Source organism: Paraflavitalea pollutisoli (assembly GCF_029360705.1).
Taxonomy (GTDB): domain Bacteria; phylum Bacteroidota; class Bacteroidia; order Chitinophagales; family Chitinophagaceae; genus Paraflavitalea; species Paraflavitalea pollutisoli.
In genome coordinates this window covers 2,491,500-2,504,480 of the sequence record NZ_JARKMX010000008.1, presented here as the reverse complement: position 1 = coordinate 2,504,480, position 12,981 = coordinate 2,491,500, and the positions used below count along the sequence as shown (strand labels likewise).

At 54.2% G+C, this 12,981-nt stretch carries 6 protein-coding genes; 5 read left to right on the top strand and 1 reads right to left on the bottom strand.

What is annotated here, in order from left to right; genetic code table 11:
• Positions 1–15: 15 nt before the first annotated feature.
• The 3 genes from P2W70_RS23620 to P2W70_RS23610 all read left to right on the top strand — a co-directional run bounded on the left by P2W70_RS23620 (position 16) and on the right by P2W70_RS23610 (position 1,211).
• Positions 16–474: a hypothetical protein gene (locus tag P2W70_RS23620; RefSeq protein ID WP_276484006.1), complete on the top strand. Its 459-nt coding sequence runs from the start codon at positions 16–18 to the stop codon at positions 472–474.
• A gap of 11 nt (positions 475–485) precedes the next feature.
• Entirely contained in the window at positions 486–779 is a 294-nt protein-coding gene (locus P2W70_RS23615) for a DUF3817 domain-containing protein (RefSeq protein WP_276484005.1), read from the top strand.
• Positions 780–977: 198 nt separating this feature from the next.
• Positions 978–1,211: a hypothetical protein gene (locus P2W70_RS23610; protein WP_276484004.1), complete on the top strand. Its 234-nt coding sequence runs from the start codon at positions 978–980 to the stop codon at positions 1,209–1,211.
• A gap of 79 nt (positions 1,212–1,290) precedes the next feature.
• On the opposite strand, the gene P2W70_RS23605 is transcribed toward P2W70_RS23610, so the two are convergent.
• On the bottom strand, positions 1,291–2,565 hold the full coding sequence (locus P2W70_RS23605) for a cation:proton antiporter (RefSeq protein WP_276484003.1): 1,275 nt from the start codon (positions 2,563–2,565) through the stop codon (positions 1,291–1,293).
• Between the two features lie 288 nt (positions 2,566–2,853).
• Here P2W70_RS23605 and P2W70_RS23600 point away from each other — a divergent pair, with 288 nt between their 5' ends.
• Entirely contained in the window at positions 2,854–8,520 is a 5,667-nt protein-coding gene (locus tag P2W70_RS23600; protein ID WP_276484002.1) for a hypothetical protein, read from the top strand.
• Positions 8,521–8,549: 29 nt separating this feature from the next.
• Positions 8,550–12,932: a hypothetical protein gene (locus P2W70_RS23595; protein WP_276484001.1), complete on the top strand. Its 4,383-nt coding sequence runs from the start codon at positions 8,550–8,552 to the stop codon at positions 12,930–12,932.
• The last annotated feature ends 49 nt before the right edge of the window (positions 12,933–12,981 follow it).

Genomic DNA, 12,981 nt, shown 5'->3' with positions numbered 1-12,981 from the left:
CGCCAATCATATCGTATGTATACAATGCTTTTGGTGTTGCATTCAGCCTTTCGCTGGCTGGTGGTGTTCAGTTTATTGCTATCGCTGTACCGGTCTTACCGCGGTTATTGGGGCAACAGGCCTTTTACCCGGACCGAGGACCGCATCCGCCACTGGACGGCTACGATCGCTCATGTGCAATTGATGATCGGGATGGTATTGTACTTTCAAAGCCCGCTGATTAAAGCTTTTCTGCAGGATGTTGGCAGTAGCCGGGAGTCATTCGCGTTGTTGTTCTTTGGTATGATCCATAGCACGCTGATGCTGGCGGCGATCGTGCTGGTGACCATTGGATCGGCCTTGGCCAAAAGAAAGCCAACGGACCGGCTTAAGTTTAAGACTATGCTTGTTTGGTATACGGTGGCTGCCATCGTGATCCTGATCGCCATACCCTGGCCTTTCTCTCCATTTGCAGCCCGACCTTATTTCAGATAAATCAATACACCATGTTTAGATCCTCTGTGGGGCGACTTCGCCTGATCGGATACCTGGAAGGTATCTCGTTGCTCGTGTTGCTGTTCGTAGCCGTACCAATGAAGTATGTACAACAGGATCCCAGTCTGACCCGGTTGCTGGGACCCATACACGGAGCCTTGTTCCTGTTGTTTCTCTTCAATGCGCTGAGTGTGGGCGTAGAGCAGCAATGGAAGTTCAGGCAAACCACCTGGAAGGTGATCCTGGCCTGCTTTATTCCTTTTGGTACTTTCTATATCGACCGCAAGTTGTTGCGGAAGATCTGAGGGGTAGCCATTCTTATTTCCTATCACTGTGGTAGTTAGCTGGAAGCGGCCTTGCTTTCCCCGTTGGGATGGCCTTGGCAGTCGGCCGCATGGCATGCGATCGGGCAGGGGGGCTGCCCTGTAATGACCGCCTGGTACGGGTTTTGAATCCTTACCCTGGAAGGCCAGCGATTGCGTGGGCCTGTAAAAACCAGCCATATGCCAACCAATAAGAAAAAACAGCCAGTGGATGAGGAGGTTAAGGAGGCGCTGAAAGCGCCTGATACCGCGCCGGATGAATTCATCGCGCCCAAAGCCGATACCGATATCCCCATCGATGGGCAGGTGCGTAACGATGCCGTATTGCGGGGCGAAGACCATGCGCAGGATCGGATCACCGACGATGAAGAGGAGCCGGAGACCCCTAAAAAGATGGACGCACACAAGTCCTAGTAATTTTCCCGGAGCCATTAGGCGGAAGCGATGCCGTGGGTAGGTCGACTGTTCAGCGACGTGCTCCGCGGGATCGCTTTTATGCAACAGGATTCGCTTCGGCAACAGCATTTCTCTTTACTATACCGGGTAGCAGCAATCCCTGGCCCACGATGGTCAGCAATACTACGACTGTGGTGATGTAAATGATCACATTTTTCATGGGAGCGCCATCTTTACCACTTACTTGCGGTAAACCAATGGCGATGGCCAGGGAGATGATGCCCCGCATGCCCGACCAACTGATGATGAGGCTGTCCTGGAAACTGAGCAGTACGTCTTGGGTGACGGCGCGGCGGGTGCCTTTCAGTTTGGGGTGATTGAAGGCGTGATGTAGTTTTCTCCTGTTCAAAAATACATTCCAGGTACGGATAATGAGGGCCGCCACGGTGAGCAGCAAGCCTACACCCGCATAGGTGAGTAATTGCTTGGATGAGAGTTCTTCCACGATCACGGGAAACTCGAGCCCGATGAGAATAAAGATCAATCCATTCAACATAAAGGTGATCATCTCCCAGATGGTGGCCGATTGCTGCTTTACATGATCCGGAAATTTCATGTCGCTCCAGCGCGACATGCTGAAGCCCAGCGTGACCACCGCGATCACGCCTGAGCTGTGGAACCTTTCTGCTACCAGGTAGGTCACAAAGGGGGCAAGGAGCAGCAGGCTGAGGATGGTCACCGTATTGTGGCTGAACAGGCGTAACAGCCACGAGAGTGCGCGCGCAATGCCGATGCCTATGAGGAAGCCACCCGCCAGGAGGATGAGGAAGGTGAGGCCGGCATTCCAGATCACGAAAGCTGTACCCGTTACGGCTAATATGGCAAATCGGTAGGCGACCAGGGCTGATGCATCGTTCAACAAACTCTCACCTTCCAGGATGGTCGTGCTCAGGGAAGATAACTTCAATCCCTTGGTAATGCTGAGGGCGGCTACGGCATCGGTGGGCGCGAGGATAGCGCCCAGTACAAACGCGAGTGGCCAGGTTATTTCGGGAATGAGGTAATAGGCGATGGCGGCCAGGCCGGCCGTCGTGACGAAGACCAGCGTAAAGGCCAGTGAGGAGATGGTGCCGAAATTGGCACGGAACTCCTTCAGGTGTATCTTAAAAGAGGCATCGTATAACAGCGGTGGTAAGAACAGCAGGAAGATCACTTCGGTATCGATCTCCATGGGTGGCATACCGGGCACAAATCCCAGACCGATCCCCGACAGGATGAGTACGATGGGTACGGATATCTTTTTGTTTTCGGCGATCGTGCTGATGATGATCATGATGCCCAGCAGCACCAGTATAATGGTATAGTGTTCCATGTTGATTGCCCGGATGATGATAAGTTGCGTTCGAAGCCAAAAAATACCACTTTACGGTAACTTTCTGCATATTTAATTCCCTTATCTTCACGTCCTCATTTTCTTTTACCTCCATTCCCTTGCCGTGCGATCCATGCAGTTCAGGCTGCAGCGTACCTAAGGCAAGACTATTTCGCCTCCATCCAATTTGTATTTCCACCCGGGTATAATGCTATACCCAAGCCAGTCTTTGCTGTAAGCCTTACAGGTTTGCGGCCATCTATGTTATTGCTCATTAAAACACCCAACATGACACAGGACCAACTCTCGCGCCTGCTGGAAAACCTTACTGCCCGGCTTCAACCGGCCGCTCCCGGACAGGAGCAGCAATTGAAGCGGGCCCAGGAGCTCATCGCTTCCTCGGTAGTAAAAGGAGATATTCCGTATGCAGGCGAGCAAGTCGTCTTCAATTCCGCGCAGCTTTTTTCCGCTCCCGAAGTGAGCAAGGTGTCGCTCGACCAGATCAAGTCGGTCGCTGCGCAGACCATCAAAGACAACAAGGATCCGGAAACCCGGTTCTTTATCCGCCAGGTACCCGTACGCCAGTATGAAGTGGCGGGCAGTGTGCCCGACTGGGCGGTCGGTAGTAAACCCATTGAAATACTGGGGCCCTTCCTCAATGAACAGGGACTCGAGATCTGGATCGACATTTACCGCATCGTGAAGCTCGTCACGCTCTACATGAATGGCGTGCCGGCTTTGCTGTTCAAGACCACTGTGCGTGGCAATCCCGTCATCGTGGGTCCCACCCCGCCACCGCCCTTGTTACAACAGTACACCTTGAATGCCGGCAGTATTTGGATCAATGCACATTTGTTATCGCCCGTAGCACCCAATGACAAATATGTAGGCCTGAAGATCAAAGGCGGAACACTCAAAACGAGTATCGCCCCCGTACTGCAAAACAACCAGGCTACCCTCAACCCCGCTACCATCATCACGCTTTCCCTCGACATTGAACAACCTACCGAAACGTATCCGGGTGATGGCAGTGGTTATGGCGACGATGCGCGTAAAGCGACCTACAGCCTGCCTGCCTCTTTACAACTGGTATGGCAAAACAATAAGGTAGATATTACCGGTATCGGTCAGGCAACGGCCACGGTATTCGGACAGGCCATGAGCTTCAGCAATACCGGCCAGGCGGCGATCGCGCTCGAGTACAATGCGCTGATCAGTAAAGTACTGATCCCGTGGAATGTGTCGCCGGCAGACTTTGTGGTCAGTGATTCGTCCAGCCCGGCCTTTAGACTATCGGGACAGGCCAAGCTGACCAAGGCCTACTGGGGATTGCCGGTGGCGACGCTCGATGTGGCCAACCCGGTACAAGCGGATAGCGGCGGTTCGGTCGTGCTGGTGGCCGACAAGGGCTTGCGTGTTACCTGGCCCGGACTGCAGCATGAAGACCTGCGCCTGCAGGCCACCGTCATCAATGCCGAGCCTTCGATGATCACCCTCATCGATATTGCCGCCCAAGGTCTCGGCGCCCGGCAAGACTTTGACCTGTGGCAGGAAGACCAGCGGCCCGCTTCTACGGCGGCCATTACTTATTTACAGGCAGCTCCTTTTGGGCTGGCCATTTCTGCGGAGCAAAACCAGGAGATGGTGACGATCTTCGTGGATGGTGATATACAGGCCGACCGACCACTGAAAGTAGACAGTAGTCCCTTTGCCATGCGCTCCCGCGCTTCGGCGCTCACGTTGTTTGCCAACAAGCAACGCCGATTGCTGATGCTGGTGGATGATAACTTATTATGGGATAATAAAAAGCCCAATGACAAGCAACCCATTTTCGATTGGGAAGCGATTGCCCTGGAGAATGCCTTGTTTACGGTATCGCCGGTGGCTGGTTTGATGTTGTTTGGCGAATTGAGCGAGAACTGGCGCAAGGTAACGCGGGCCAATTTCTTCCTGGTGTTGGGTCTGTCGACCTACCTGCCTACCTTGCCCGATCCTTATGTGGGGAATGTAGCGCCGTGGATGCGTCGCTTCAACGGTGGCAGGCTGATGGGTGCTGCTGCTGGTGTGCCTACTACTGGTACGCTGGATCAATTGAAGACGATGCTGGTATGTTTGGTGCGTTATGCTAAGGGAAGTGCAGGCGATGATGTGTCGACCGATTTTTATTTCGGTACCACGCCGCCCTCCTGGACGGAGTTGCCGGAAGAGCAACCTGCCACTCCTGTACAACCAGCGCAACCCGCACAGCCTGCACAACCAGCCCAACCAGCTACGCCTACCCGTCCGGGTGGTATCATTACCCCTGGCAAAAAGATACCCAGCGAGATCCGCCGGCCCGTACTGGTAGACGTGAAGCTGAAATCTGTAAAACTCAATGAAGGGGTGCGGCTGACCCAATTCAAAAATGTTACGCGCATCAAAGTGACCGACCTGGTGCAGGAGCGTGTGATCAAGTCGCCGGTCAGCGAACTGTTCATTCCGAAAGGGGGCATTACGCAAACGCCTGCTACACCCAATGCACCTGTTAGCAAACCGGTGTTGGATACGGTGGCTACCGGGCAAGACCTCAAGAACAAACGGCAGGCGTTACTGAAGACCAATGGCTATACCGGTTTCTGGGAAAACGATGTGATCGGTAGTGGTATCGACAATGATGTATTCGCGTTGCTCGATGTGAGCAGCAATGCCAACCAGATGGGCATCAGTATCAACCCGACCATGTTGTTTGTGCAAACGGGTACGGTAGTGCCTGGTATTGTGGGCGAACAAACGGTACAGTTGACGGGCATGCGTTCAGCTGCCAACAACGCCTTCCCCTTTGTGGTGGAGGGCATGCAGGTGAAGTCGCCCTCGAACCTGGTCAAGAGCTTCACCCTGCCGCAAATTGCGTGGGAGCCGGTGATCAACCTGACGGCACCCGACCGGGAGAAACCAGGTGATCCCAAACTGCCAATGGACCCGGAAGCAGGCTTTATCTACTACGCCAACGACGGCGGTGCTACGCGTCTCTGGAACAACAGTACGGAGTTAGTGGCGTTGGCTCCGATCCCTGTGATCGATGCGTTGATCAAAGACTTCAAAGACAACCCGAAGAATTTTACGGTGGCTTCCTTCACGCTTCCGTTTGGATTGAAGGCCATCAGTTATGTATCTAAAAACTTTGTAGAGCCGGTAAAGCCGGATATCAATAACCTGCGGCCCCAGTTTCGCAAGCAGGAAGATGGCAGCCACAAGTTGCGGGGCGGTATACAGATCCAGTTCAGTGCCGGCCAATTCGGTAAGCCGGTGCCTACGCCGGAAGAACGGGATTCGCCCATGTTCCCGGGTTATACGGTGCAGCTCAACAACCTGCTCGATATGTCGGGCCTGGCCAAAGGGGAAAGTAACCTGGGGCACCGGGTAACGGAGATCTTCAACAATGAATTCCTGGTGCAGCCGCTGGGTACACCGGGACTGGAGAAGTCGCGCGGGGTGCCTTTGTCACGGATGGATGTGACGGGGTATGGCGCCAATATCTTCAGCAAATGGCTGAGCCCTACGGCCGCGATGGCGCAAACGAGCCAGGCCAAATTCGATGTGATGCTGGGCCGTACCGGTCATGAAGTGATACAGGTGAAAAGTATCCTGTATCCCTGGGGCATCCGGGTGGTGCGTACCATCACGGTATTCCGTACGAGTACCGGCTATGTGTACCGGGTGGATAGCGGTTGGAAGGCAGAAAGCGATGGCTTGTTTGACTTTTCGTACCGCTACCTGCTGCAAGGCAAAGATCCCTTTGCTGACGACCTGAAGGACAGTGATTTCAACACCGTGGCATCGCCGTACGATTTTCACCCGGGTGTGGTACGGGGGCTCTTCAATATCCGCAATATCAAAGACGCGCCTTCTGTAGCGGAATACATCGACGTGAACAATTATCCTGGCGGCTTGCCCTATGTGAATGGGGTGAAAGGGCAGGAGATGATCGCCGATGCCGGCGGCATTACCGAACCGGTAAAATGCGGCGCCGTGTATTTCGATGCCGATGTAGAGATTGAAAACGTGGTGCAGGGGCATACGAATAAGAAAGTGGTATCGAAGAAAATACTGGGCTATGTGCAGGTGGCGCCGGCGGGCATACCGTTGACGCCACTGCAATTGAAAGGGCTGCTGGAATTGCATGGCGGCAGTATCGGTGGCGACCTGGATTGTGTGGTGGATATTGCGCAAAGCAACCAGCAGATGAAGCTGACGCGTTTCGACTGCAACGTATCGCTGGATGGTACCAAGCCAGTATTCGTATTGGCGGGCCGTGGCCAGGTGATATTGCCCAAGGATGGTAGCTGGACGATGGTGCAGCATGAGGTTGGTACCGGTGATGTGGCACCGCTGCCGGCTGGTACCAGCGTGCCGCTGATCCGCAAAGGGCTGTGGAAGAAAAACGTGGTGGTGAGCCAGGCGGATGTCGAGCAGCAATTGCTGCGGATTGCCCATCCCAAAGAGATCATTCGTGAAGCAGTCAACGATACCATCAACTTTGGTTTCCTGCAAAGTACGGCCACGCAAAAGGCGTTGTTCCTGACGCCGGCCTTTGGTTTCAACAAGAAACAATTGCTCAGTAAAACGCCACCCATTTTTGCCGATGCTTATCGGTTGATGACCGGCAATGGGATCTTCCCCAATGTGGGCAATGCCATCGATAATTTCGGTAAAGCGATGCCGCTGTTTCATGGCAAGCGGCCGGATGACTCCCTGTTTGAAGCCTTTAATGCCAGCTCGCTGAAAGATGGTGTGACGAATGTGCTGGAGCTGATGGAGATCACCCCCGTAAAAGCAGGCGAAGCGATCGTAGAGCAGGGTATGAGTCTATTGCAGAAAGGGGCCAACGGCTTGCTGGATAAAGCGATGAAGTTTGATGTGCCCAATTTTGAAGTGCCGTTGGTAGACACCGAGGCCTTGCGTATTTATATCGAGTATGCTACCAAGAAGAAGGACAAGGACCCGAAAGGGGATACGGGCCGGTTGAACTTCGATCTTACTTCGCGGGCTGCTGAACTGGGCGACCAGTGGAAGAGCCGCCTGAACAACCTGGCGATGGTCGTTGACCTGGGCGATATGAAGCGCCTGATGATCATCAAAGGCAATTTCGATAGTAAGAAAGGAAAGGAAACGGGCTATGAGGGCGATCAGGGAGGTGATGGATTCCCCACACCGGAGATCGAGTTCAGTGATGCCCTGCAACCGGTGATCGATATCCTGCAGGTGCTGGCTTCTTTAAGCAGCGGCAATTATGCAGAAGCGATGAAGAAGGGATTGAAGATAGCGATGAGCAACAGCGGTGAGATCTGGGAGTATAAGTTCGAAGCGGGCAAAGAGATCCCCCTCGTGCGGTTCCCGCCAACGGATGAGTTGTACAACAGTGCACAAACACCGTTGAAGCTGGAAGCCTCGCTCGGTGTGGGCGTGTATTTCAACGCTGCGCTGAAGGTAACGACCGATCCCAAGCAACTGTTACCGACGGCAGGTGCCTTCCTGAAATTCCATGGCGGCCTGAAGGTGATGTGCATGTCGGTAGGCGTGGGCAGCATCTTCGCGATTGGTACGGTCGATGTGAAGATCGCCTGCGATACCAAGGTAGGTCCGAGCCTGACGCTGGACTTCGGATTTGGGGTGGAGATCGTGGTGAGCCTGCCGGTGGTAGGGTCTGCCAGTGTGAGCTACCTGGTCGGAGTGCAGATGTATGCCGATAAGAACAAGGTGGTGGTAGCGGCGCTGATGCGTTTCCGCGGTCATGCCGAGTTACTTGGTGGTCTGGTGGCGGTAACTATAACCATCGAAGCCAAGGGCATCATCGTGCGGGAAAACAACCAAACGGATTGTTCTGCACAGGTAACGTTCGCCATCGATATCAGCATCTTCCTGATCATCGACATCAGTTTCTCGAAGACCTGGGGCGAAGACCGCCAGATCGCGTAACCGAGTTCCTTCAACTTTAAAATTTCGACATGGAAGCTAACAGAAAATATACGACGATGGTGTTCCCGCAGGGATTTGACGGGACCCATCTTCAGGTACACATCGTTTTAATTCCGCGTAACCAGGACCCGTTCAAGATATGGCCAACGGGCGTTGCTGGTCACGAGAATTCCACCCCTTTTGCCGACCTGGTACCACAATTTGAAGTGGTGTTGCGCAAGGGACTGGAAGAATGGCCCATTGGTAATATCGGAGCCAATACCGCCCTACCGGTAACCGTCGATGTGGCTGTCAATAAAAAAGCAGCGCTGGAAGGCATTGCCAAGCAACTGGGTGCTAAGATCAATATGGATGGATCTTCCGCCACCAAGACGGATAAAGCGCCTGATACGCCGTTGCCGGAAAATCAGAGCGTGCAGAAATACCTGCCCGAGAGTTACCGGACGGCTTTCAATTTCACGAACCCACGCCACCCCAATGCCAAGCTGGACGATAGCTACCATTGTGCGGTAAAGAAAGATACGCCGAAGGATAAGAACTGGAAGACCAATGATGACCTCAGCTGGGGCCAGGTCTTTGCGCATATCCTGCGGCAGCCGATGCTGGCCCGGGCTTGCGGCATGATCTACACCGCCTCGATCGACCTCACGGCACATGCCGATGTGCTGGTCAAGGGCGGGTTCATTTTCGTCAATATGGTCGATACACAAACAGCAGCGGTGCAGGAAGATATGCTGGAAGGCACACAGGGGCCTTTCGTAAAACGCTATGCGGCGCGCATCCCTGCCTTGACGATGGGTACCAAACGCCCGGTATTTGCGCCGATGCTGTTCCCCGTGCTGCACAAACAGAAAAACGCTGCTACGGATCCCATACCGCAACAGGCAGAATGGGATAAGATCTTTGCCGAGCTGAACGAATACAACGACGGTTATGCGAAGATCATTCACGCCGGTCAGCAGGTAAGCAACAATATACTGAGTGAACGGCAGGATGGGCCAGCACCGCAAACGGATACTGGTATCCGCCTGGCCTGGGATGATGAGCAGATCATGATCTGGTACCTGCGGCAGTTGAGTGCCAACCCCATGGAGCCGGGCAAACGGCTGGATGTACCCATGGGTGTATATGGTTACCGCATCGATGTACGCAACACAGAAGCGGGCGGTGATTGGAGAAGTCTGAACCGGGTGGAAAGTCAACAAACGTTGATGCTGGGCGATGCCAACCTGGGCGGTACACCGGATGGTGGCATCGAGTTGCCCTTCCAGGTATTCCCGTCGCAGCTCGATAACAATACCAATGCGCCTTACTGGCTGCCCATGTACTTCACCAACTGGATCGGCAGAAGTCTCGTGCTGAAAGATACCGATGCCATTCGCATCAACCGGCATGCCGACGGTCGCATAAAGCATGACGATCCCTTGCCCAACAAGGCAGTCGATGCCAGTTCTCCTTATAATGAAGTGCCCTCGGGTGTTGACCTCACCTATGGCAATACCTACGAGTTTCAGGTACGCATGATGGACATCAGCGGCGGCGGACCCGTGATCGGTGATCCCATGGTGAACAACGCGCCTTCGCCTTTGGCTAAGCATACCTTCAAGCGCTATGTAGCGCCGGATCTGTGCCGGGTGATATTGCCCGAAGCGCTGCGCCAGGGCGCTTCGTATTATTTCAACAAACCCGACATGAATGAGGATGGTGTTTCCATTCCCAATCCCACCCTGGAGATCACCCGGCCATTGCTGAACTACCCGGCTGTGGTGTTTACCGACAAATACCAGAAGATCGGGCAAAACCCGGTGGATCTGTTGATCGCCTCTACTGGTGGTGCTGCGCCCAGCAAAGTACCCGGCATTGCCGATCCGGATGTAACGCATGTAGAGATCAAAGTAGAGATCGAAACCCTGAAACTGGATAACCTGTTGAGCGAATCGGGACAGGAGAACTATATCACCTTGTATACGACCAATCGGGCGTTTCCCGCCGGTTTTGAAGATACGCTGTCGTTGCCAGTCGTCTTTTATGACGTGCCGGTGTTGCTGGCCGGTAATTCGGATGAGCCCTTTAACCGGGCCGACCTCAACAAAGCGGCGATCGATGCGATGAGTGATATCCCCTTGCCGACGGCGCGCCGCATCCGTATGACGGTGCGGGCCGTGTGTGCCGAGCAACCCGGTTATTTTGGATTCAGCGATCCCGCTGATAAGAATAAGGATACGCGATATGGCAAGACCAGCCAGTTCTGGTTTCACGAGCCTTCTACCGATGAAGCGGACCTGTTGTTGCCGGTAGTGAATGTGCCGGCCTTGCAGGGTATTTACCTGCAACCCGATCCGCCTTTGCTCAACAGTGGGGTGCTCGCTACCTGGTTCCTGACCCGGGAGGCGCCCAACAATATGCCGGACATTGTACAGCGTTTTGCCCAGAAACTGGGTTTGCGCAACAACGGGCTTACAATCATGGGCCGCAAAGGCGAGCGGGTGGTATTCGGTTGCAGCAACCGCATCCGCCATCACCTGGCACCTGACCATTCCAGTATTACTTTTTCTTCCAAAGGCGACCTGTGCAATCACTGGCTGGGCTGTATTGCTTACCGGCTCAACCGTGACTGGACCTGGAACGGATTGGAGGATGTGAGTTTTCAGATCAAACGTAAACGCAAGTTTGAGCGTGATAAGGAAGAAGAAGCAGAACTGATCAATGTGCTGGGCGATATCGAACTGAAGCGTTCTGCTTCGTTCGAATGTTTGCAAGACGATGAGTTTGGCGAAACGAACCGGGAGTATACCACGCTGATCTTTATCGATGCGATAGAGCCGAAGTCGGTGCTGGAAAAGCTGGGTGGTGGCTTGCGCTTTCCGGATGAGCTGAATGCGGAGTATGAACTAACGCCCCGCTTCCGTCCGAACCATGGCGCACCGGTGACGATCAAGTCGGATGTATTGCATCTGCCAACTACTATTATACCAGCACAGGTGCCGGAGATCGCGAGTGTGGGTATTGCTTTCTCGCCCTACCTGGCGAATGAACGCTACAGCGCTACAGAGCCCCGGCAGCGTTACCTGTGGGTGGAGCTGAAAGAGGCGATCAAAGATCCGCACGATACCTTGTTCTGCCGTGTGCTGGCCTATGCGCCAGACCAGTTGCTCAGCCATAGCCGCGGCGGTATCATGACAGAGGTGCCCGAAGAGCCGGCACTGCCGATCGATCCGGAATACATTCGCGCTATTACGCCGGGACAAACCGATGATATGGCCGGCATGGGGGCTATGCAGCCGATGGAGAAGGCGAGTGGTAGCAAGGTGCATTACCTGTTGCCGTTGCCTCCGGGGTTAAATCCCGAGAGTCCGGAGTTGTTTGGTTTCTTCACGTATGAGTTCCGGGTAGGGCATGCACATGGTCATATGACGGTGCGTGATCCCAAAGGTGACCTGTGGAGTACGGCACAGGGCCGGTTTGGCCGCCCCCTGCGGGTAACGGGTATGCAGCATCCTGCACCGAACCTGCTTTGCAATGTGAACCGCGATAAGGACCGCGTATATGTAACGGCGCCTTATGCGAAAGCAGTATGGCAGGGACGTAATGTGACCTGTACGCCGCCGCGCACACAGCTGCATGGCCTGCTCTATGCACAGGTAAGGCAGGCGGATGGCAAGGGCTATCGCAATATCCTGCTGGATGAGCGCCTGATGGTGCTCGACAAGCCGATCGTCATACATCCCGGCATCTTTACGCCGACCTTCCAGGCGGCGCAATTGCAGGTCGCCCGCTGGACGGCCGACCAGGTGGCGGTGAGTGAAAAGGCGAATGTGTTGGTCAGTCACTTGTCGTTGCTGGAAGATAAGGAACTGAATGTGCTGCGACTCGATACGGCGATCAATAAAAAACTGGTGTCGGCAATAACGGCCCGCCGGGCCGGTAAGGTAGAGCGGCTGGATGCTACGGCTGCGGCGCAATTGATCAGTGCTTACGAAAAGATCAACTGGAAGGAAACCATGGTGCCTGCCGCGGCGGCCATCACGGCTGGTAATAAGTTTACGGCGGCGAGCCTTGTAGCGGGTGCCAAACTGGCGATCCTGAAAGATGCGCCGAAGACGGCTACCGTGTACTGGACCAATAAGGAGATTTCCCTGTTGCTGTACCAACTGGGTTTGCCCCAGGATGCTTCGTTGAGTGTGGTAGTCGTGGAAGTATTTGGCAATATATCCAGTGTCTTCGAACAGCTGGGTATGCCGATGGACCAGGTAGAAGTGCTGATGCAGAAACGGCCCGAGGTCGTGAATGCGATCAAGCAACGCCAGGCTATGCAACAGCAGGCGCTATCGAACCAATTGGGTAATTACCGCATCCTGCGTACGTCTCCACTCACGGAGGTGCCGTTTGTGTGCTGTACTACCTGTGGGTAATTGTTGTAATAAGGTTAGTTATAAAAAAGATCCTGCCCCGCGGCAGGAT

Coding starts and splice junctions, on each gene's coding strand:
- P2W70_RS23620 (WP_276484006.1), top strand. CDS start 16: ATGTATACAATGCTTTTGGTGTTGCATTCAGCCTTTCGCTGGCTGGTG.
- P2W70_RS23615 (WP_276484005.1), top strand. CDS start 486: ATGTTTAGATCCTCTGTGGGGCGACTTCGCCTGATCGGATACCTGGAA.
- P2W70_RS23610 (WP_276484004.1), top strand. CDS start 978: ATGCCAACCAATAAGAAAAAACAGCCAGTGGATGAGGAGGTTAAGGAG.
- P2W70_RS23605 (WP_276484003.1), bottom strand. CDS start 2,565: ATGGAACACTATACCATTATACTGGTGCTGCTGGGCATCATGATCATC.
- P2W70_RS23600 (WP_276484002.1), top strand. CDS start 2,854: ATGACACAGGACCAACTCTCGCGCCTGCTGGAAAACCTTACTGCCCGG.
- P2W70_RS23595 (WP_276484001.1), top strand. CDS start 8,550: ATGGAAGCTAACAGAAAATATACGACGATGGTGTTCCCGCAGGGATTT.